Below are 21208 nucleotides of genomic sequence, written 5' to 3'. Positions count from 1 at the left end.
TTGGTATGGATTTCCTCCGAAACTCCGTTCAGCCTGAGCGAAGTCGAAGGCTATGTCCGGTGACCAGCCTCAATCGCCAATCGGCTCGACCAGCAACACGCCGCCATCGACATGCGCGACCCGCAAGCGGGTGCCGCTCTGCGCATCCGGCCCGCGCACCGGCCACTCGCCATCGCCCAGCCGTGCCCGGCCTTCGCCACCGACGATCGGCGTCGTCACGGTCACGACCTGTCCCCGCAACCGAAGCGCGGGCGCATTGAGCACCGGCGCGTCGCTTTCGACCGGAAAGTCCCGGTACCAGCGCCGCCCGATCACGACACAGACCACGCTCCACACGGCAAATTCGGCGAGCTGAAGCCCGATCGGCAGGTCCGGGATAGCCCAAGCCGTCAGTGCGGTGACACCGGCCGCGATGGCCAGGAAGATCAGGAATACCCCCGGCACCAGCAACTCGGCAATTCCGAGCGCCAGCCCCGCCGCCAACCACAGTGCGGCGGGATCGAGTTCGCCGATCGTCACGATGGCGACTGGTCGAACGGCCCCGGCTTGGTCGTGACTCGCGGGGTGGCGGCGTCGGACTTGTTAGGGGCGAGTGCTTCCTTGGCAAGTTCACCGATACCGCCCAATGTCCCGATCAACTGGGTCGCCTCGACCGGGAAGAGGATCGTCTTGGCATTGGGGCTGGTGGCGAACTTGCCGATCGCCTCGACATATTTCTGGGCGATGAAATAGTTGATCGCCTGCGTACCGCCCGACTCGATCGCCTCGGACACGACACGGGTCGCCTTGGCCTCCGCCTCGGCGGCGCGCTCACGGGCTTCGGAGTCGCGATAGGCCGACTCGCGGCGCCCTTCGGCTTCCAGGATGCGGGCCTGCTTCTGTCCCTCGGCGCGAAGAATCTCGGACGCGCGCGAGCCTTCGGCCTCCAGGATGTTGGCGCGCTTCTCGCGCTCGGCCTTCATCTGACGCGCCATGGCGTTGACGATGTCCACCGGCGGGCGGATGTCCTTGATCTCGACGCGGGTGATCTTCACGCCCCAGGGCGTCGTGGCATGATCGACGACGTTGAGCAGCCGTGCATTGATTTCGTCGCGCTTCGACAAGGTCTCGTCCAGATCCATCGATCCCATGACGGTGCGAAGATTGGTCGTCACCAAGTTGAGCAGCGCAACATACAGGTCCGACACTTCATAGGCCGCCTTGGGCGCGTCCAGAACCTGGAAAAAGACGACCCCATCGGTGGAGATCATCGCATTGTCCTTGGTGATGATTTCCTGCCCGGGAATATCGATCACCTGCTCCATCATGTTCACCTTGCGGCCCACGCGATAGAAGAATGCCGGGTAGAAGTTGAAGCCCGGTATGGCGGTGCCGGTATAGCGGCCGAAATGCTCGATGGTATATTGATAGCCCTGGCGGACGATCTTGATCGACATCATCAGGTACAGCAGCACCAGCAACACGGCCAGCGCGGCGATGATCAGGCCCATGGATACACTCCCCCAACTCGATCCGGGGCCCTTCTAGCATGGCGGTGCAGCAAGGGCCTAGCGGGAACGGCTTGCTTTGGTTACATGGCCCGCCACTTGTTCCCTCCGCAGGATTTGGCAGCCTTATGGATATCCGCCTCGGCCTCACCTTCGACGACGTGCTCCTCGTGCCCCAGGGGTCCGACGTTCTGCCGAGCACCGCAGACACGCGCACGCAACTGACCCGATCGATCGCGCTGAACATCCCCGTCCTGTCGGCGGCGATGGACACCGTGACCGAGGCCGACATGGCGATCGTCATGGCGCAGCTGGGCGGCATGGGCGTGCTCCACCGCAATCTGACGGTGGAGCAGCAGGTCGCCGCCGTGCGGCAGGTCAAGCGGTTCGAAAGCGGCATGGTCGTCAATCCGATCACCATCTCGCCGACCGCGACGCTGGCCGAGGCGCAAGCGCTGATGGCGCGGCACCGGATCAGCGGCATTCCGGTGGTTGAGTTCGACGGCCGTCTGGTCGGCATCCTGACCAACCGCGACGTGCGCTTCGCCGAGAACCCGCAACAGCCGGTGTCCGAGCTGATGACCCGCGAAGACCTGGCGACGGTCAAGGTCGGCGTCGGGCAGGACGAAGCGCGTCGCCTGCTCCACGGCCGTCGGATCGAGAAGCTGCTGGTCGTCGACGAAAGCTATCGCTGCGTCGGCCTGATCACCGTCAAGGACATCGAAAAGGCGGTCACCTATCCATCCGCCACCAAGGATGCGGCCGGTCGCCTTCGCGTCGCCGCCGCCTCGACGGTGGGCGAAAAGGGGTTCGAGCGGACCCGTGCATTGATCGAGGCGGAAGTCGATTGCGTCATCATCGACACCGCGCACGGTCATAACCGCGACGTCGCCCGTGCGGTCGAGGCGGCCAAGAAGCTGTCCGACACGGTGCAGGTGATCGCGGGTAATGTCGCGACCGCCGCCGCCACGCGCGCGCTGATCGATGCAGGCGCGGATGCGGTGAAGGTCGGCATCGGGCCGGGCTCGATCTGCACCACCCGCGTGGTCGCGGGCGTGGGCGTGCCGCAGCTGACCGCGGTGATGGACTGCGCCGAGGAAGGCTGGAAGTCGGGCGTGCCGGTGATCGCCGATGGCGGCCTGCGCACCTCGGGCGATCTGGCCAAGGCACTGGCGGCGGGCGCTGGCGCCTGCATGGTCGGCTCGCTCTTGGCGGGGACCGAGGAAGCGCCGGGCGAGACGTTCCTGTACCAGGGCCGCGCCTATAAATCCTATCGCGGCATGGGATCGGTCGGCGCGATGGGGCGTGGTTCGGCGGACCGCTATTTCCAGGGCGACATCAAGGATCAGATGAAGCTGGTGCCCGAGGGGATCGAGGGCCAGGTCGCCTATAAGGGGCCGGCTCGCGACGTCATCCACCAGCTGGTCGGCGGTATCAAGGCGGCGATGGGCTATACCGGTTCGGCGACGCTGAAGGACCTTCGCGAGCGGGCGCAGTTCGTCCAGATCACGGGGGCGGGCCTGAAGGAAAGCCACGTCCATGACGTGACCATCACGCGTGAGGCTCCCAATTACCCGACCCGCTGATCCTAGGGATATTCGCGCATGACGCCTGCCGCACGTACCCAGGCGGCGATCGAGTTGCTCGACGCGATCGTCGCCGCTGCGGCGAGCGGCGGGGCGGCGGCGGACACGCTGATCGCCCGCTATTTCGCGACGCGTCGCTATGCCGGGTCGAAGGACCGGCGGGCGGTGCGCGAGCTCGTCTATGCCGCCATCCGCCAGGCCGGGCCGGTGCCGGTATCGGGCCGGGCCGCAATGGTAGCGGTGGCGGATAGCGATCCGACCATCGCCGCGACCTTCGACGGTCAGGGCCATGGACCGGCGCCGATCACCGCCGATGAGCCCCGTGCCCAGGGCGGGATCGCTCCTGCCTGGCTGGTCGAGGCACTGTCGGCATCGGGGCTGGACGCGGTGCAACAGACGGCGCTGGTCGACCGTGCTCCGCTGGATGTGCGGGTCAACACGCTTGCGACCACCCGCGACGCGGTGCTGGCGCAGTGGCCGGACGCCGCGCCCACACCCCTGTCCCCGCTGGGGCTTCGCCTCACCAATGGGACGGCGGTCGAACAGTCCGACATCTACCGTGCCGGACTGGTCGAGGTGCAGGACGAGGGGAGCCAGATCGTCGGCGCGGCGCTGTCGGCGAAACCGGGAGAGTGGCTGGTCGATCTGTGCGCCGGTGCCGGTGGCAAGACATTGCAGATCGCAGCGGCCATGGACAATCGCGGCGCGCTGCTCGCCTGCGACATCGACCGCGCGCGCTTGCAGAAGCTGCCCCCGCGTGCCGAACGGGCAGGGGCGACGATCGTCGAAAGCCGCTTGCTCAATCCCGGGCATGAGGCGGACATGCTGTCCGACTGGACGGGTAGGGCCGATGGCGTGCTGATCGACGCGCCCTGTTCGGGCACCGGCACCTGGCGCCGGAATCCGGAGGCCCGTTGGCGGCTGACGCCCGAGCGTCTCGACCGGTTGCGCGCGATGCAGGAGCAGGTGCTCGGCGTCGGGGCCTTGCTGGTCAAACCGGGCGGGCGGATGGTCTATATCGTCTGCTCGCTGCTGGATGCGGAAGGGCGCGACCAGGTCGCGGCATTCCTGGCCCGCCATCCCGGCTGGTCGACCGAGCCGATCGAGGCGGCGGTCGGAACGCCGCATGGTCCGGGCTATCGACTCGATCCGGCGACCCATGGCACCGACGGATTTTTTGTCGCCTGCCTCCGGGCGCCATGCTAGCATCCGGTTCAGTGCCCAGTCCGGAGTTCCTCATGCGTTTGACGTCCCTGGCCGCCGCCGCCGCCCTGGCAGTGGTTTCGGTTTCCACCTCGCTCAGCGGCCAGCGCCCCGACAGCCAGATCGATGCCCGTTCGCTGCAATTGCTCGAGCAGGGACGCAGTCTGAAGGCGGCAGGCAATCTGGAGGGAGCGACGGACATTCTGGAGACGGCGGTGACTGTCGATCCGCGCAATCGCGCCGCCTTCGTGCTGCTGGCGGAGGTCGCGGATGCGCGTGGCCTGCCGGGCAAGGCGATCCGGCTGTATCGCGAGGCGCTGCTGCTCGACCCCAACGACCTGCGGGCGCTGCGCGGGCAGGGCGAGGCGCTGGTCCAGCGCGGTGCCGTTGCGCGCGCCAAGGACAATCTCGCCAAGATCAAGACGCTGTGCAAATCCGACTGCGCCGATGCGACCGCTCTCGCCGCGCAGATCGCCAAGGGGCCGCCCGCGCCAGTGACGACCGCGCAGGTCGACACGAAGGCACCGCCCAAGCCGTAAGGCTTGTCCTCCCCCTATACGTGACAGGTAAGCGGCGACGCGGGTGACGGTATCCCGCCATTGCGGGGGGACGATACGCCTGCGCCGGGCCTATGGCGTGCCACCTCCCCGCGCAGGGGAGGAATATCTCAACCCAAAGCGTGCGCCAGGGCGACGAACTCCGCCACCGACAGCGTCTCCGCCCGGCGGGCCGGGTCGATGCCGATGGACTCCATCACCTCGACCGCACCCGCGACCGGCTTGAGGCTCTGGCGCAGCATCTTGCGGCGCTGGCCGAAGGCGGCGGCGGTCAGGCGTTCCAGCGTGCGGAAGCTCACGCCCTCGGGGGCGGGCTTGGGGGTGATGTGCACTACCGCCGACATGACCTTGGGCGGCGGCGTGAAGGCGGAGCGATGGACCGGCATGGCGATCCGCGATTCGCTCCGCCACTGGGTCAGAACAGCCAGACGGCCATAAGCGGACTGATCGGGCGCAGCGACGATCCGCTCCGCCACTTCCTTCTGGAACATCAGCGTGCAGGACTGCCACCAGGGCAACCACGCGCCCGACAGCCAGCCAACAAGCAGCGGCGTGCCGACATTATAGGGCAGGTTGGAGACGATATGCGGTTTGGTCTCGAACAGCTCCGGCGCGTTGATGCGCAGGGCATCGCCTTCGATCACCTTCAATCGGCCAGGGAAAGCCTCAGCCAATTCGGCCAGCGCGGGAATGCACCGGCGGTCGCGCTCGATCGCGGTCACCCGCCCGCCCGCCATCAGCAGGGCGCGGGTAAGGCCACCGGGGCCGGGACCGATCTCCAGCACCTCCTGATCGGTCAGGTCGCCGGGGATCGCGGCGATGCGGGCCAGCAATTGTCCGTCGAACAGGAAATTCTGTCCGAGCGACTTGGAGGCGGACAGGCCATGCTGCGCGATCACCTCGCGCAGGGGCGGCAGGGGCGTGACGGGATCCATGTCAGGCGGCGGCTTCGGCCCGGCGTTTGGCGGCATCACCCGCCATCGCGATCGCAGCAATCATCGCGCCCGGATGCGCGCGATCCTGCCCGGCGATGCCGAAGGCGGTGCCGTGATCGGGCGAGGTGCGAACGATCGGCAGGCCCAGCGTGATGTTCACGCCCTCAACAAAATGCAACGTCTTGAGCGGCACCAGCGCCTGGTCGTGATAGCAGCACAGCACCGCGTCATAGGCCTCCCGCGCACGCGGATGGAACAGCGTGTCGGCGGCGAAGGGGCCGGTCGCGTCGATCCCCTCGGCGCGAAGCTGTGCGATCGCGGGCTCCATCAACTCAATCTCTTCGCGACCGATCGCCCCGCTTTCGCCCGCATGGGGGTTGAGCCCGGCGAACGCCAGGCGTGGGGCGGTGATGCCAAAATTACGGCACAGCCCTCGCGCGGTGGCGCGTCCCTTGGCCACGATCAAGTCGATCGAGAGCAGCCCGGAAACCGCGGCAAGCGGGACGTGGGTGGTGATCGGCACGACGCGAAGCGACGGCCCCGCCAGCATCATCACCGCATTGGCACCCGCCACGCCACAACGCTCCGCGACGAACTCGGTCTGGCCGGGATGAGTGAACCCGATGCCGTAAAGCTGGGACTTGCTGACCGGGCCGGTTACCAGCGCGCAGGCCGCGTCCGATCGGACTAGCCCCACCGCCAGTTCCAGCGCATGAAGGGCACATCGCGCGCCTTCCACGTCGGGCTGACCGGGATGGATTTCGCCACCATCATCGACCGACAGGATCGGCAACGCCTGGTCGAACGCGGCGACGGCGGCCGCCATGTCCGATACGCGGGCGGTCGGACCGCTCCAAACCCGTTCGATCGCGCGCGCGTCCCCCACCGCCAGGAAGGGCGGCAATCCGGCTTCGTGGCGTGCGGCCCAGGCCTTGGCGATGATCTCCGGCCCGATCCCGGCCGGGTCGCCCATCGAGATCGCGAGTGGCCGGATCATCGCCCTATCCTCATCAACGATATTCGATCACCGCGTCGCGGCGAAGGTCGCGCATCTTCTGGTTGGCGCGCAGGTTGACCCGCTGCTGCTCGACCTGATTCTGGATCTGGTCGCTGGTCGGCAGATTGCCCGAGCGCGGTTCCTCGCGGTCGCACAGCACCAGCGAGCGGACGCCCTGCTCCGGCGAACCGAAGGGCGGGGTCGCCTGCCCGATCTGCAGCTTCAGCAGGATTTCCTGGAGCGGGGCGGGGAGCTGGCGGATGGTGACCTGATCGTTATCGACCACTTCGGCCTTCAGGGTCGTCGCGACCCGCTGTACGTCACCGCAGCCGCGGATCGCCTGCGTCGCCTTGGCGAATTCCGCCGCGCGGGCGCTGGCCTGAGCCTGGGTCGTGCCGGCGGGGAACTTCACGGTCAGCTGCTTGAGCGACAGGCGCGAGTCGCGCGGATCGGCGGTCAGGACCTGACGCTTGTCGGTCAGGTACAGGATCGAGAAGCCGCCCGGAATCTGGATCGGCCCAGCGACCTGGCCGACCTGCATCTGCTGCGCCGCCGCCTGAAGCTCTGGCGGAAGCTGCGCGGCGCGGACCCAGCCCAGGTCGCCGTTCACCGCGCGGGTCGACGCCTCGGAGAAGCTGCGCGCGAAATATTCGAAGGGCTGCTGCCCCTTCTGGATCTCGGCGATGATCTGGCGCGCATTGGCGAAGACCTGCTGCTGCGTCGCCTCGTTGGCGGACAGGAAGATTTCCTTGAGGTTATATTCCTCGGTCCCCTTGGCAGCTTCGAGGCGGGCGCGGATCGCGTTCACCTCTTCGTCGCCGACATTGACGAACGGTTCGACCCGCTTGCGCAGGTAGCGGCTCCAGGCCAGTTCACCCTCGATCTGGCGGCGCATCGAACGATCCGACGAACCGACCGAGCGCAGGAAGGTCGTCATCGCGGTCGGCGTCTTGCCGAACTGCTGCGAGAAACGGGCATAGGCCTGGTTGATCTCGTCCGGCGTGACCGTGATGTCGGCGGTCTTCGCCTCCTGGATCTGCAGCGTTTCGTCGATCAACTGACGCAGGATCTGCATCCGAAGGCGGTCACGATCCTCCGACGAGAGGTTCGTCACGTTGTTCAGCGCCATGGCCAGCGCCATCCGCTGATCGATGTCGGTCTGGGTCAGCACCGTGTCGTTGACGATGGCGGTGGGCTTGCGGACATTGGGGTCCAGCTTGCCGAACAATTGCAGGTTGGAGGGGATGTTTAGCCCGCCGGTATCCGGCACGGCCTGATCCGGCACGGTCTGCGCCAGCGTGCTCGCCGCCGCAGCGGCCATCATCATCGTCACGCCCGCGCGAAGAAAGCGGCCCTTGGTACGAATGTCGTTCTTCACCGTGTCTGTGATCCTCATCGCGCCTGAATGGGGCGCGTAACCGTCGCGATATGGCTCGACCATGCTGAATACCGGCTTAGCGGCCGAGATTGGTGAACGCCAGCGTCAACAGGAAGCTGTTGCCTGCGCGCGCGTCGCCGGTGTTCACATAGTCCCGCCGCCAGGTGAAGCCCAGGCGAAGGCAGTCATCCTCATATTGCACGCCCAGCCGGTGGCGAATCGGATCGAAGCCGTTGGACAGCGACAATGCGTCTTCCGCCCGGTCGGTCAGATCGATCACGGTCGACCCGAAGGCGGACCAGAAACGTGCGAATTGGACCCGGCCCGCCAACCGGACCTCTTCGCGATCCTGCAAATCCTCGATTGATGTGAAGATGTTACGGTTCAGCCGCAGATAGCCCGCCTGGAAATAGGTGGAGCGGGAGCCGACCGTGGCGTCGATCTCGTTCCGGCGGACGGCGAAGCTGTCCTTGTCCAGCCGGAAGCGGTGGGTCAGCGAGACGAAATCGCGGAACCGCAGCTCGGTCCGCCCGACGATGTCCGACCAGCGATCCGACAGGCCGGTGCCCGGATAGAGGATGGTCGGGCGGTCGTTCAGGCGAAAACTCTGTCCGACGATCGTGTCGAAGGTGAAGCCCGGCAGGGTCAGCGACCATTGCGCGCCATAGGTGATGCGGGTCGAATCCTCGAATCGGTCGTAACCGGGGAAGCGGTTCAGCGCGAAGAGGTTCGAATCCTCCAGATCGACCGAGCGGGCATCCTCGTTGGGGATTTCGATATTCTTGATCTTGGGGCTGGCGACGATCTGCACGCGCGGGGTGAAGCGCTGGCTGCCGCCCCAGAGTTCGCCGACGAACGGCCATTTCACGTCGACCGCGACCGCACCGATCGCGCGCCCCTGAAATCCTTCCAGCCCCTGATAGACGAGCGGGGTGGAGACGATGTTGTTGGAATTATAGGCATCGCCGCGGCCATAGGCGGTGAAGGTCACCTCCTGGCCCCAGTTGGTCAGACGGCGCAGGTCCCAGCGCAGGCTGGCGAAGGCACGCTGCGTATCCTGGCCCGCCGTGCGGCTGATCGCCAGGGTGTTGAGCTGCATCTCGAACTTGCCGCCGAGCAGGCCGTCGTCGAAGCGGCGGCGATAGTCGATCTCGGGCAGCGCGATCGGCTGCTGTCCCTGCGGATCGTTGACGCGCAGCGTTTCGACATACCATCCGGTCAGCGAGAAATAGCTGTCCTTGTCGATATGCTCCAGGCTGGCCGTGGTGCGCAGCCGGTCGTCGCGCGAAATATCGTAGCGGCGAAGGAAGGTGCGGTCGGTGGTGATCCGCATCGAGCCCGACAGGCTCCATTCGGGTGAGAACTGGTAGCGCCCGACCGCATCCAGATAGCCGCGAAACGCCTGGGTGGTGTCGGTGGGGTTCAGCGTGTTCAGGTCGTCGCTGCGGCGACTGGCGGTGCCATAGCCGGTGACCCGGAATGCGCCCTTGGTGCTCAGCGCCTCATATTGTGCCTCCAGCATCGGCAGCACGGCGGTGAACACATGGGGCGTGACGGTCAGCCCCTTATTGGGAGCCAGCCGCCAGTAATAGGGCACCGCCACTTCGACGCCGTTGACCCGGTCGAGCCGAATATCGGGGGTCAGGAAACCACTATCACCCCCCGATCCGACGGGGGCCGACAGACGCGGCAGCGGAATGGTGGGCAGGCCGAACAGGTTCAGCCGCGCGCCGTTGAAATAGACGCGCTCGCGGTCGGGGCGATAGGTGACGCGGACCGCCGTGATCTTCCAGGACGGCTCCTTGGGGCAACCTTCGGAGGTTTCGACCGCGCAAGGCGTATAGGCGGCGCGTTCCAGATTGACGGTGCCGTCCGCCTGCCGCGTGCCGCGATCGGCGGCCAGGCGCCCGCCCTGTTCCAGCACGACCAGCATATTGTCGACCACGCCGTCCTTCAGCGAATCGGTCAGCTCGATCTGATCGCCATAGGCGATGTCGCCCTCTGGGTTGGTGATGGCGATGTTTCCGGTCGCCAGGACCTTGCCCGTCTTGCGGTTCCAGGTGACTTTCTCGGCGCGCAGACGCTCGCCCTCGCGGAACATCCGCACCTCGCCGGTCGCGGTGACGATGTCGGCGTCGATGTCATATTCGAGCTGGTTCGCGCTGAACCGCACCTGGTTGGGGTCTTCGGGCGCGGGGCCTTCCGATGGCGGGGGCGAGACGGCGCGGTCCTGCAGGTCCTGCGCGACAGCGGGTGCGGCCGCCAGCAGGGCCAGGGACAGGGTGAAGGGCAGGGCGCTGCCGGTCAGAAGCGTCATTCGCAACACGATGATATCTGGTCCGTCCTTGCCGACACGATGAGAAAGCCACCCCGGGCAGGGCGACGCCGTGAAGGGTCCGCCTATCGCATCACCGGCGGCTTGCTGCAATCGCGCGCTTGCCACACGGGGCTTTCGGCCTAGATGATAGCATCAGTTACCAGTTCATCAGGGGTTTCCCATGCAGATCGCCTTTACCTCCGCCGCCGATGCGAGTGACGTTCTCGTCCTTCCGATTCCCAAGGACGGCGCGGCCACCGGATCGATCGGTGGCGAGGAGATGGCGGCGATCGCCAAGGCGGCGACCGACTCCGCGCGCTTCAAGGGCGAGGCCGGAACGATCGTCGAGGTCTTCGCTCCCGTCGATGGCGGCGTGCGTCGCGTTCTGTTGCTGGGCGTTGGCGAGGGCAAGGATACCGAATGGCGCAAGGCGGGCGGCGCATTGACCGCCAAGCTGCTGACCAGCGCGTCCTCGGCGGCGGTCGTGCTGACCGGGCTGGGTACGAAGCCTTCGGCCGAGGCGATTGCGGGCTTTGCGGGCGCGGCAGTGCAACGCGGCTGGCGCCACGACGTGTACCGGACCAAGCTGCCCGAGACGTCGAAGCCGACCCTGACCCGGATCGCGATCGTCGATGCCGGCGCGGATGCCGAAGCGGCGTTTGCCGGAGTCCATGCGGTCAATGGCGGGCTGGAGCTGACCCGTACTCTGGTGTCCGAGCCGCCGAACAAGCTCTATCCCGAAAGCTTCGTCGAGCGTGTGCTGGCCGATGTCGAGGGGCTCGGGCTGGAAGTCACCGTGCTGGACGAGGCGCAGATGCGCGACCTGGGCATGGGCGCGCTGCTCGGCGTGAGCCAGGGGTCGGTCCGCGAGGGGCGGCTGCTGGTGCTCAAATGGAATGGCGGCGGCGCGGATGCCGAGACGCTGGCGCTGGTCGGCAAGGGCGTGACCTTCGACACGGGCGGCATCTCGATCAAGCCTGCGGCCGGCATGGAAGACATGAAGTGGGACATGGGCGGCGCGGGTGCCGTGGCGGGCGCGATGAAGGCGATCGCCACCCGCAAGGCCAAAGCGAATGTGGTCGGCGTCATGGGCCTGGTCGAGAATATGCCCGACGGCAATGCGCAGCGTCCCGGTGACGTCGTCACCTCCATGTCGGGCCAGACGATCGAGGTCATCAACACCGACGCGGAAGGCCGCCTGGTCCTATGCGACGCACTGACCTGGGTTCAGAAGACGCATTCGCCCTCGACCATCGTCGATCTCGCCACGCTGACGGGTGCGATGATCATCAGCCTGGGCAACGAGCATGGCGGACTGTTCGCCAATGACGATTCGCTGGCCGAGGCGCTGCTGGCCGCGGGGTCGACCACCGGCGACAAGCTGTGGCGTTTCCCGTTGGGCGATGCCTATGACAAGCTGATCGACAGCCAGATCGCCGACATGAAGAATGTCGGTCCGCGCGGCGGCGGCTCGATCACGGCGGCGCAGTTCCTGAAGCGCTATATCAATGAGGGCGTCGCCTGGGCGCATCTCGATATTGCGGGCATGGTCTGGTCGGACAAGCCGGGCGTCAACCACGACAAGGGCGCAACCGGTTATGGCGTGCGCCTGCTCGACCGGTTCGTCGCGGACCGGTTCGAGGCCTGAACGGGAACGGCGCGGTCGTGCAGGTCGACTTTTATCATCTGACGATCGCGCCGCTCGACCGGTTGCTGCCCGTGATCGCCGAACGGGTAATGGCGGGCGGAAACCGCCTGCTGATCGTCAGCGGCGATGCGGAGCAGCGGGCGGCGCTGGACCGGCAATTGTGGATGATCCCGGCGGACGGCTTTCTTCCCCATGCGCAGGCGGGCGAGGGGGACGATGCGGCCCAGCCGGTGCTGATCGCGCCGGATACGAATGCCAGCAACGGCGCGCGTCATGTCGCGCTGGCCGATGGCGTCTGGCGCGACGAAGCGCTGACCTTCGACCGGGCCTTCCATTTCTTCGATGGCGATCGCATCGGCGAGGCCCGCTCCGCCTGGCGCGCTCTGGCGGAGCGCGAGGGGGTGGAGCGCCGTTACTGGAAGCAGAACGATCAGGGCCGCTGGGAACAGGCGGCCTGATCACCGGTCGATACCGGTCTTCCACAGTGATGGACAGGCCGGAAAGCATCCGGACCTGCCCCTTGGCATCATCCGGCGGCGCGCTGATCCTGCAGGAATTGCATGATCTGTCCGCGAGGACCGAAGGCGCCGATCGATCCGCCTTCCATCTGCATGATGTGATCGACGCGGTTGAGCAGCGGCGGCCGGTGCGTCACGACGACCACGATACTGCCCTCGTCGCACATATCGGCAATCAGTTCGCACAGCATCTTCTCGCCATCGCCGTCCATGTTCGACGTCGGATCGTCGAGCAGGATTAGGAACGGTTTGCCGAAGACCGCCCGCGCGACGGCGATACGCTGGCGCATCCCACCGGGCAGGTGCAGCCCGTCACGACCGACCATCGTCTCATACCCCTCGGGCAGGCGCAGGATCAGTTCGTGCACATCGGCCCGCCGCGCGGCGGCGATGATCGCGTCGGTCGAGGCATCGGCATCGAAGCGGGCGATATTTTGCGCCACCGTGCCGTCGATTAGTTCGATCTGCTGCGGAACATAGCCGATATATTTGCCGAGTTCCTCCGTATCCCATTGATCCAGCGCCGCGCCGTCCAGGCGGATCACGCCGCGCGCCGCCGGCCAGACGCCGGCCAAGGCGTTGAGCAGCGCGGTCTTGCCCGATCCCGGCGCACCCATGATGCCGAGCGAGTCCCCGGCCTTCAGGGCGATGCCGACATTGCTGACGACCGGACGCTGCACGCCCGGCGCCAGCACGAACAACTGGTCGGTCGACATCTCCGCCTCGGGACGGGGCAGAAGGGTGGTCACGTCGCGCATCGGCAACTGGCCGAGCAGGACGTTCAGGCGATCGAGCACCATCCGCGCCGTCTTTACCGCACCCCAGCCGCTGACCACCTGATCCAGCGGTGCGAGCAACTGGTAGAAGAGCAGCGCGGCGATCAGGGCCGTGCTCCAGGCCGCCCGGTCGCTGAACGCCAAGCCTGCCCCGATCGACAAGAGCGTGATGAACATCATCAGCCGCAGGCCGCGCGCGGCACCGGCCAGCCCCACCGAGCGCCGGTGCATCGCCCGCTCTGTCAGGATCATATCCTGTGCCATGCCCAGCCAGCGCTGGCGCAGACGCCCTTCCATCCCCATGGCCCGGGCGGTCAGGGCGTGGCGACGTCCTTCCTCCGCCGACAACCAGCGCAGCGGGCGCATCTCGGCCAGCCATTCGGCTCGCCGCCCCGCCGATCCGCCCATCGCCCAGCCGATCAGGGCGATCAGGATCATGGCGGCCAGGCCCGCCACGCCCAGCCAGACATGCAGGACGAACAGCATGATCAGCGCGATCGGGGCGAGGCACAGGTCGATCAGCGCGGCGGGCATGGGGCCGGTCAGGAAGTGGCGCAAGCGATCGGCGTCATGGACCGGACCCAGCCCGTCGCCTTCCAGCACACCGGTCCGCGCGACGAAGGCGACCCCGTCATGGATGCGCGGCGCCAGTTGCTGGTCGACTGCCCCGGCCACGTCGAAAAGCAGACGCGCCCGCAGCGTGTCGAGCAGGCCGAACACACCGTACAACACGACACCCAGGAACAGCAGGCCCCACAGCGTCGCGACATTGCGTCCCGGCACGGCCGCATCGGCCAGCACCCCGACGAGCAGCGCACCGAACATCAGCATGACTTGCAACACCACGCCGATGGCCACCGCCGCCATCACCCCCCGCCGCAGGGTCGAGGACAGGACCGCACGGTCGTCCGGCGCGGCCGACAAGGCCGATGTGCTCTCACCCCAGATTACGCGTGCCATTGGTCTTTGGTCCTTTTTTCCGGCCCGGCTGTAACATGCTCCCGCAAGCTCCGACAGCGGCGGCGGGATGGACGGGCGGCTCGGTTTGACACGATCCGGGGCCCTTCTATAGCGCGTTGGCGATTGGCAAGGGGTCAATGATTGAAACGGCTTGGCGCGATGGTCGGCTGGATGCTCCTGGCCCTGGCATGGGGCCTGGCACTTTGCCCTTGGCTGGGAGGAGTCTGGCCCGGGGCGGATGCCTTCGCCTCGTTTCTACCGCTGGCGGCCATTCCCTTGATCGCGGGGCTCCTGGTGTCGCCGCATCGCAGGCACTGGCCCTTCGTGGCGGGGGCGATCGGGGCGACGGCGCTGATCGCCTGGCCGATCGCGCGCGAAATCGCGGAACGTCCCTCGGTCAACGCGGTGCCCACTGGGGCGGCGAGGATCGTCCTCGTCACCCACAACCTTCACGGTGGTCGGACCAGCCCCGATCGGGCCGCGAATGTCCTGATCGACAGCGGCGCGGACATATTGCTGCTTCAGGAGGCGGGCGGGGCCGAGCCGCTGTTCGAGAAGCTCTCGAACGTCTTTCCCTATCGCAGCGCGTGCCGGGGCTGCCAGTTGGCGATCCTGTCGCGGCGGCCGATGGGGCCCGTTCGCTGGCGTCTGCCAGGGCGACAGGGCGGCCTGGTCGGTCCCGCGCTGTTCCGCGCCGAAATCCCGTTACGGGGCCTGGGATCGCTCACTGTCGCGACGGTTCATGCACCATGGCCTTTCCCGCCGGGGCCGCAGGCGCGGTTCCGGTCGTCGCTGATCGATGCCGTTCGGCAGGGACCGACCGACCATCTGGTCCTGACCGGCGATTTCAACCTGACGCCCTGGGGGCAGGGGATGGCGATGCTGGACCGGGGGCTGTGGCCGATGACGCGTGTGACGCGCGCGATGTTCAGCTTTCCGGCACGGGTCGCCGGGCGTGACTGGGCCGTGCCGCTCCTGCCGATCGATCAGATTTTCGTCGGGCGCGGCATCGTCGCGGGGCGCGTCGATACCCTGCCTTTTACCGGGTCGGACCACCGCGCGATCCGGGCCGAGCTGTTCGTCCAGCCCGACCCGTCCTGATCGCGGTCAGCGCTTGAGCGTGCGATCGAGCATGAAGGCGATCTTGCGCCGCATCCGGTCGGCGCCCAGCCGCATTTTGGCGGCCCGGGTCTGCTTCCCCGCAAATCGTGCCGGCCCGATGGTCGACGGGCGATACGCCTCCATGATGGGGAAGGGGAAGATGCATCGGTTGGGGATGCCATTTTCCCAGAAGCGATCGGTCTGATCGTCGATCGGACGCACCGCGTCATTGTACAATTCCAGGAAGCGCGCGGCGGCCTTCTTCGTGATGAAATAGCCCTGCGCGCCATAGGGCTTTCCATAGAGGCGCACGACGTAGAAACCGGGCACGGGCCAGTTGCGACGGTCGGGCAGATGCGGGGAGGGAAGTTTATAGAAGAGCTTCAGATACTCCATACCCTCCGCAGCATAGTCGATCGCGCACAGCATGCGTATGGCGGCCCAATCCGCGATGACGTCGTCTTCCAGGATCAGATATTGGTTGGTCGTGGGGTCCGCGACCAGTTGCCGCCACAGCGCCGCATGGCTGGAATAGACCCCGATCTCGCCGGGTTGAAGCGGCCGCCCATGATGACGGATTGCCGCCACCTCGTCATAATGAATGCCGACGGGCTCGCGGTGCGCGTCGAAAAAGCGCCAGTCGAGATCCTGACCCTCGATCGAACGGGTAAAGGACTCCCGCCGATCGGTTGCGCTGGTCAGGCTGATGACGTGGATCGGCGTCGTCATGGCGCTTTGGGTGCGCGCATCGGTCTTGGCGGAGTCCACAGGCAATCCTTTTCGTCTCGCGATGGGCAGGCGTCAGGCGTTCAACGCCCCGTTCGTGGCTTCACGATAGCGGGGGTCGTCGGCTCCGTCACCGGGGGCGCGGGCGGCACCTCCAGCGGCGTGACCGACGTTTCGACCCGCAGCGCGCCCGACGGGTCGCGGATCGGACGCTCCCGCGCGATCACGTTGCCGCTCACCAGATTGTCCGCCCCCGACAGCAGCGGGGTCAGCAACGGCACGTCGCCGCGCCGCTTCACGCGATCGAAATTGGCGTTGATGTCATAGGCGGGCAGGCTGGAGATCAGCTTGGGCGCCTCCAGATTGCCCATGGCGGACAGGAGCTGCGCCCGCGCGATATACTCGTTCGCCTCGGCCGTGGCATAGCTGGTGCGGATGTTCAGCAGGTCGCGCGCCAGGTCGAGCACGTCGAGGGTCGTACGGTCGCCGGCCTTTTCCTGGATGACGGCTCCGTCATAGGCCGCCTGCGCCGCAGCGGAGGCGGCGCGCAGATGTTCGAGCGAGGCCAGCGCGGCGCGGTGCGCGTCCCAGGCCTGGGCAACCGACTGGCGCGTTTCGCGCAGGGCCGCATCCACCAATCGCCAATCGGCGTCATTCTGCTGACGCGCCCGCTCGATCGACAGGCGGCGCGTGCCCGAGTCGATCAGCGGCATCGTCACCACCACCGACGAGCGCAGGTCGGTGGTGCGAAGCTGGTTCTGGTAGATCGAGGTCGGGCCGTAGGTGCCGCTGCTTTCCAGCGAGACATTCGGGTTCTGCTCGGCCTTGGCGGCGGCGACGGCGGCGCGCGACACCTTTTCGCGCGACTGGGCGCCGCGGATGATCGGGCTGGCATTTTCGGCGATGCCGTAGGCCGCGTCGAGCGAACCGACACCCAGGGCCAGTTGCGGCGGCACCGCCAGATCGCCGGGCAGGCCGCCCGTCGCCTGGAGGAACAGCGACTGGCTCGAACCCAATTGCCCCTGCGCGTTCAGCAGCTGTGCGCGGCCGAATTCGACGCGCGTTTGTACCTGCTGCAAATCGCTGGAGGTGATGTCGCGCACCGCGAACCGCGCGCGGCCATCGCTATATTGGCGCTCGAGCAGCGCCAGGTTCTGCCGCGCCAGTTCCACGATATTGCGGTCGCGGATCACCCCGACATAGGCCGAGATCACGTTGTACATGGTCGATGCCTCGACCAGCCGAAGCTGCTCACGCTCCAGCGCGATCTGCGCGAGCGCATTCTGTTCCGCCGATGCGCGCCGCCCGAACGACAGGACCGGCTGCGAGAAGACCAGTTGCGCGGTGCTCGAGAAACCCTCGGGCCGGTTGAAGAGACCGGGGTAGATCTCGCTGCGGGTACGGGTGAACTGGTGCGAACCCTGGAGCGTGATCTGCGGGCCATAGCTTGCCCGCGCTAGCGGATAGAGCGTGTCGACCGACTTCAGCGTCGAACGCTCCGCCACCAGTGTCGGATTGCTCCAATAGGCGCGCGCGATCGCGGCCTCCAGCGTGGTCAGCGTCGGCGTCGCATTCGCCGCCAGCGCGCCCTCGGGCGTCTCGCGCGGCAGTTGCGGCTCCAGTGGCTGCGGCATGCCGGCAGCGGTCGGCACCTGCGCCAACGCGACGCCCGATGCCGATCCCATCAGGGCCAGCATCGTCAAACCGGCGCGCAGCCCCAGCGCCTTCCCCCTGTTCACCATCATTGCCCCACTCCGTCGAATTAATTGTCTCGGAAAGCCCGCTCGAACTGATCGCGCAGGGGTTTCGTGATGTAAGAGATCATCGTCCGGTGGCCGGTTTCGATGAACACCTCGGCCGGCACGCCGGGGCGCAGCTGGATTTCGGGATAGCGGCGCAACTCGGCCTCCTCGATCGCGACGCGGACCGGGTAGAAGGCCTGCTTGCCCTCCTGGTCCATGGACCGGTCGGCGGCCACCGTCACCACCCGACCATGGATTTCCGGCGTCGCGGTGGAGTTCAGTCCGCTGAAGCGGATACGCGCCTGTTGGCCCACCCGCACCTGATCGATGTCGAGCGGCGAGACACCCGCCTCCACCATCAGCTCGTCGCTGTCGGGCACGATTTCCATGATGACCTCGGCCCCGCGAACGACGCCGCCGATGGTGTTGAAGGCCAGCTTGTCGACCACGCCGTCATAGGGCGCGCGCAGGACGCTGCGGTCTTGCGCATCGACCGCCGAGACGCTGCGCACCTGTTGCTGGTTCAGCGTATTGTTGATCTCGGCCAGGCGCGTGCCCGCTTCCGAACGGCGGGTCTCGCCCAGTTGGATGATCTGTTCGCGCGCCTCGGTGATACGCGCCTGGGTCGAGGCGATATTGGCCTGGAGCGCCCCGACATTGCCCTGAAGATCGGCGGCCGTGCGTTCGAGCTGGTTGCGGCGGCTGATCGTGACCAGCCCCTTTTCCCACAGATCCTTCACGCCCTGACGCTCGGGATTGATGAGCGCGGTCTGCTGTTCCAGCGCGTTGATCTGCGCGCGATAGGCGCCGATCTGCTGTTCATATTGCCGCACGCGCGACTCGAGCTGGGCGATCAGGCCCGACTGTTCGGTCTTGCGGATGGTGAAAAGCTTGCGCTCGTCCGCCATGGCGCGCTGGGCACCCTCGCCACCATTGACCAGTTCGGCGGGGAAGCTGATGCTCGGCGCGCCCAGACGCTCCGCCTCCAGCCGCGCGCGCTGGGCCAGCAACTGGTCGACGCTGAGGCTGGAATAGCGGGCATCGGCGTCAGTGACGCGGTCGTCGAAGCGCATCAGCACCTGGCCCTTGCGCACGCGCTGGCCATTTTCGACCAGGATTTCGGAAATGACGCCGCCCGCGGGATGCGCAATCCGCTTGATCCGGCTCTTTACCCCGACCTGGCCGGGCGCGATGACCGCGCCGCCGATCGGGATCAGCGCACCCGCCAGGCCGAAGCCCAGCACCAGCACGAGGATCGCGGTCAGCGCGATGCGGAACTGCCGCTTCGCACTCCGCAGCGGATCATAGAGGGGGGCCTCTTCGTCGATCGCGGTCAGGCGCGTGCCGGGGCCGCCGGTGGTGACGATGCCGTTCATGACTTGCTTTCCTCAAGGGTACGCTCGGGCGTGGGCGTGCCGTTGGGCAGCGCCGCGCGCGTCAGATGGTCCATGACCTGATCGCTGGGGCCGAATAGCTCGATACGGCCGTCGCGCAAATACATGATCTTGTTGACCTGTCCCAAAACGCTGGGACGATGGGCGATGACGACGACGATGCCGCCACGGTTGCGGACCGAGCCGATCGCGGCGGCCAGAGCGGCCTCGCCCTCGGCGTCGAGATTGGAATTGGGCTCGTCCAGAACGATCAGGAAGGGATCGCCATAAAGCGCCCGTGCCAGCCCGATACGCTGCCGCTGACCGGCGGAAAGCTCGCGGCCATCCTCGCCGATCTGGGTGTCATAGCCGGCGGGCAGGCTGGTGATCAGCGCATGGACTCCGGCGTCGCGCGCGGCGGCGATGATCGCTTCCGACGTGGCTTCTGGATCGAAGCGGGCGATATTCTGTGCGATGGTGCCGCCGACCAGTTCCACCGACTGGGGCAGATAGCCGAGCCACCGACCCAGATCGTCCGGCCACCACTGGTCGAGTGCCGCGCCGTCGAGCCGCACCGCGCCCACCTGAGGCTGCCACAAGCCGATCAGCGCGCGGCCGAGCGTGGTCTTGCCCGCGCCGCTGGGCCCGATCAGGCCTAGCGCATCGCCAGGGTTCAGCCGGAACTGGACGCCGTGCAGGGTGACCCGCTGCGTGCCCGGTGGGCCGACGACCAGATTTTCGACGAGCAGGCTTTGATGCGGTGCGGGCAGGCGAGTCATGCCGTGATCGGCGGCCGGGACGCGCGAGAAAAGCTGCTTCAGCCGTGCCCAACCCTGACGCGCGCCGACCAGATTGCGCCAATTGGCGATCGCCTGGTCGACCGGCGCCAGTGCGCGGCCCGACAGGATGGACGAGGCGAAGATGACGCCGCCGCTGGCCTTGCCGTTGATGACGAGCAGTGCGCCGACACTAAGGATGACCGATTGCAACAGCAGGCGAAGGACCTTACTGACCCCGCCCAGCTTGGCGCTTTCGCGTGAGACGCGGTTGGACAGGGTGACATATTGGTTGTTCACCCGCTCCCACCGGTCGCGCATCCGCTCGCGCATGCCCAGCGCAGCAAAGAGTTCGACATGGCGCATGTTCGATTCGGCCATGGCGTTGCGGACCGAGGACATCTGGTGGAGATCGGCCGACGGCTTCTTCATCACCCGGTTGGTCACCAGCGTCAGTGCCAGCAGGACCAGCGCGCCGATCAGGGTCGTGACGCCCAGCCAGACGTGCAGCATGAATAGCACGCCCAGGAAGAACAGGATCCAAGGCAGGTCGATCATCGTCGCCAGGCCGGTGCCGCTGATGAAGCTGCGCACCTGGTCCAGATCGCGCATCGGGCCCAGGCCGTCGCCCTGCGTCACCCGCCCGTCGAGCGACATCTGCCCCATCGCGCCCTGCACCCGGCGGGACAGCGCCCGGTCCAGCCCGTTGCCGACATCGGACAAAAGGCCGGCGCGCAAATTCTCGAACAACCCCTGAAAGGCATAGGCCAGCGTGACCATGATCAGCAGGCCCACCAGAGTCGGGATCGACCGGCCCGGCAGCACCGAGTCGTAGACCATCATCATGTAGATCGACCCGGCCAGCAACAGCACGTTCAATATGGCGCTGACGGCCACGATCATGCCGAAGACCGATCGAAACCGGCGCATGGCCATGCGCAGATCGTCTTGTCCCCCGTCGGCTGTACGCAAAACCCGGCCCTTCCTTACGCCACATGTCACGCCGCGCCAGATGTCCCCGGCGCCGTCATGTCCATGGGCTATAGGCCCTATTGGTTAACGGGCCCATGCGTGCACTACCCCAACTGGTCGCAATGCCACGATATTCGCAGGTCTAGGCGCGCTTCG

At 66.8% G+C, this 21208-nt stretch carries 17 protein-coding genes; 6 read left to right on the top strand and 11 right to left on the bottom strand.

The features are described from left to right. Positions 1-69: 69 nt before the first annotated feature. Entirely contained in the window at positions 70-519 is a 450-nt protein-coding gene (locus ACWPWT_RS18495) for an NfeD family protein (protein WP_454280901.1), read from the bottom strand. After that, the gene (locus ACWPWT_RS18490) at positions 516-1490 is read right to left on the bottom strand and encodes an SPFH domain-containing protein (protein ID WP_454280900.1); all 975 of its coding nucleotides are present in this window, start codon (positions 1488-1490) and stop codon (positions 516-518) included. Before ACWPWT_RS18490 ends, ACWPWT_RS18495 begins: the two co-directional genes overlap by 4 nt. 125 nt (positions 1491-1615) lie before the next feature. On the opposite strand from ACWPWT_RS18490, the gene guaB reads away from it, so the two are divergent. The 3 genes from guaB to ACWPWT_RS18475 are packed head-to-tail and all read left to right on the top strand — an operon-like array spanning position 1616 to position 4815. Next, the gene (gene guaB / locus ACWPWT_RS18485) at positions 1616-3073 is read left to right on the top strand and encodes an IMP dehydrogenase (RefSeq protein ID WP_454280899.1); all 1458 of its coding nucleotides are present in this window, start codon (positions 1616-1618) and stop codon (positions 3071-3073) included. Positions 3074-3091: 18 nt separating this feature from the next. Beyond that, entirely contained in the window at positions 3092-4279 is a 1188-nt protein-coding gene (locus tag ACWPWT_RS18480) for an RsmB/NOP family class I SAM-dependent RNA methyltransferase (protein ID WP_454280898.1), read from the top strand. Between the two features lie 32 nt (positions 4280-4311). Then, complete coding sequence (locus ACWPWT_RS18475; RefSeq protein ID WP_454280897.1) at positions 4312-4815, top strand: tetratricopeptide repeat protein; 504 nt, start codon at positions 4312-4314, stop codon at positions 4813-4815. Positions 4816-4943: 128 nt separating this feature from the next. Here the strand turns inward: ACWPWT_RS18475 and rsmA are convergent, their stop codons facing one another. The 4 genes from rsmA to ACWPWT_RS18455 are packed head-to-tail and all read right to left on the bottom strand — an operon-like array spanning position 4944 to position 10460. Further along, positions 4944-5768, bottom strand: a complete 825-nt coding sequence (rsmA, locus tag ACWPWT_RS18470; RefSeq protein WP_454280896.1) for a 16S rRNA (adenine(1518)-N(6)/adenine(1519)-N(6))-dimethyltransferase RsmA — start codon at positions 5766-5768, stop codon at positions 4944-4946. A 1-nt stretch (position 5769) separates the two neighbouring features. Beyond that, entirely contained in the window at positions 5770-6765 is a 996-nt protein-coding gene (pdxA, locus tag ACWPWT_RS18465) for a 4-hydroxythreonine-4-phosphate dehydrogenase PdxA (protein ID WP_454280895.1), read from the bottom strand. Between the two features lie 13 nt (positions 6766-6778). Further along, positions 6779-8161 (bottom strand): peptidylprolyl isomerase, encoded by a 1383-nt coding sequence (locus tag ACWPWT_RS18460; RefSeq protein WP_454280894.1) that lies wholly within the window; start codon positions 8159-8161, stop codon positions 6779-6781. 58 nt (positions 8162-8219) lie between these two features. Further along, complete coding sequence (locus tag ACWPWT_RS18455) at positions 8220-10460, bottom strand: LPS-assembly protein LptD (protein ID WP_261267814.1); 2241 nt, start codon at positions 10458-10460, stop codon at positions 8220-8222. Positions 10461-10641: 181 nt separating this feature from the next. Between ACWPWT_RS18455 and ACWPWT_RS18450 the strand changes: the two genes are divergently transcribed. Continuing rightward, positions 10642-12108, top strand: a complete 1467-nt coding sequence (locus ACWPWT_RS18450; protein WP_454280893.1) for a leucyl aminopeptidase — start codon at positions 10642-10644, stop codon at positions 12106-12108. A gap of 17 nt (positions 12109-12125) precedes the next feature. Then, positions 12126-12566 carry a DNA polymerase III subunit chi gene (locus ACWPWT_RS18445; RefSeq protein ID WP_454280892.1) on the top strand — a complete coding sequence of 147 codons (441 nt, stop codon included), beginning with the start codon at positions 12126-12128 and terminating at the stop codon, positions 12564-12566. A gap of 68 nt (positions 12567-12634) precedes the next feature. On the opposite strand, the gene ACWPWT_RS18440 is transcribed toward ACWPWT_RS18445, so the two are convergent. Beyond that, the gene (locus tag ACWPWT_RS18440; RefSeq protein WP_454280891.1) at positions 12635-14362 is read right to left on the bottom strand and encodes a type I secretion system permease/ATPase; all 1728 of its coding nucleotides are present in this window, start codon (positions 14360-14362) and stop codon (positions 12635-12637) included. Positions 14363-14503: 141 nt separating this feature from the next. Between ACWPWT_RS18440 and ACWPWT_RS18435 the strand changes: the two genes are divergently transcribed. Next, entirely contained in the window at positions 14504-15463 is a 960-nt protein-coding gene (locus tag ACWPWT_RS18435) for an endonuclease/exonuclease/phosphatase family protein (protein ID WP_454280890.1), read from the top strand. Positions 15464-15469: 6 nt separating this feature from the next. Here ACWPWT_RS18435 and ACWPWT_RS18430 read toward each other — a convergent pair whose 3' ends face one another. The 4 genes from ACWPWT_RS18430 to ACWPWT_RS18415 are packed head-to-tail and all read right to left on the bottom strand — an operon-like array spanning position 15470 to position 21016. Continuing rightward, a complete protein-coding gene (locus tag ACWPWT_RS18430) occupies positions 15470-16231 on the bottom strand; it encodes a glycosyltransferase family 25 protein (protein WP_454280889.1) in 762 nt (253 codons plus the stop codon). Positions 16232-16272: 41 nt separating this feature from the next. After that, entirely contained in the window at positions 16273-17934 is a 1662-nt protein-coding gene (locus ACWPWT_RS18425; protein ID WP_454280888.1) for a TolC family protein, read from the bottom strand. Between the two features lie 17 nt (positions 17935-17951). Then, the gene (locus ACWPWT_RS18420; protein WP_261267807.1) at positions 17952-19307 is read right to left on the bottom strand and encodes an HlyD family type I secretion periplasmic adaptor subunit; all 1356 of its coding nucleotides are present in this window, start codon (positions 19305-19307) and stop codon (positions 17952-17954) included. Then, entirely contained in the window at positions 19304-21016 is a 1713-nt protein-coding gene (locus ACWPWT_RS18415; RefSeq protein WP_454280887.1) for a type I secretion system permease/ATPase, read from the bottom strand. Before ACWPWT_RS18415 ends, ACWPWT_RS18420 begins: the two co-directional genes overlap by 4 nt. Positions 21017-21208: the final 192 nt, after the last annotated feature.

This window comes from Sphingomonas sp. Marseille-Q8236 (assembly GCF_965112005.1).
This window is presented reverse-complemented; position numbering and strand designations above follow the sequence as displayed.

Bases quoted from the DNA above. Each gene is read 5' to 3' on its own strand.
- ACWPWT_RS18440 (WP_454280891.1), bottom strand. From the start codon at position 14,362: ATGGCACGCGTAATCTGGGGTGAGAGCACATCGGCCTTGTCGGCCGCG.
- ACWPWT_RS18460 (WP_454280894.1), bottom strand. From the start codon at position 8,161: ATGAGGATCACAGACACGGTGAAGAACGACATTCGTACCAAGGGCCGC.
- ACWPWT_RS18450 (WP_454280893.1), top strand. From the start codon at position 10,642: ATGCAGATCGCCTTTACCTCCGCCGCCGATGCGAGTGACGTTCTCGTC.
- pdxA (WP_454280895.1), bottom strand. From the start codon at position 6,765: ATGATCCGGCCACTCGCGATCTCGATGGGCGACCCGGCCGGGATCGGG.
- guaB (WP_454280899.1), top strand. From the start codon at position 1,616: ATGGATATCCGCCTCGGCCTCACCTTCGACGACGTGCTCCTCGTGCCC.
- ACWPWT_RS18490 (WP_454280900.1), bottom strand. From the start codon at position 1,490: ATGGGCCTGATCATCGCCGCGCTGGCCGTGTTGCTGGTGCTGCTGTAC.
- ACWPWT_RS18415 (WP_454280887.1), bottom strand. From the start codon at position 21,016: ATGGCCATGCGCCGGTTTCGATCGGTCTTCGGCATGATCGTGGCCGTC.
- ACWPWT_RS18425 (WP_454280888.1), bottom strand. From the start codon at position 17,934: ATGATGGTGAACAGGGGGAAGGCGCTGGGGCTGCGCGCCGGTTTGACG.
- ACWPWT_RS18475 (WP_454280897.1), top strand. From the start codon at position 4,312: ATGCGTTTGACGTCCCTGGCCGCCGCCGCCGCCCTGGCAGTGGTTTCG.
- ACWPWT_RS18420 (WP_261267807.1), bottom strand. From the start codon at position 19,307: ATGAACGGCATCGTCACCACCGGCGGCCCCGGCACGCGCCTGACCGCG.
- ACWPWT_RS18455 (WP_261267814.1), bottom strand. From the start codon at position 10,460: ATGACGCTTCTGACCGGCAGCGCCCTGCCCTTCACCCTGTCCCTGGCC.
- ACWPWT_RS18480 (WP_454280898.1), top strand. From the start codon at position 3,092: ATGACGCCTGCCGCACGTACCCAGGCGGCGATCGAGTTGCTCGACGCG.
- rsmA (WP_454280896.1), bottom strand. From the start codon at position 5,768: ATGGATCCCGTCACGCCCCTGCCGCCCCTGCGCGAGGTGATCGCGCAG.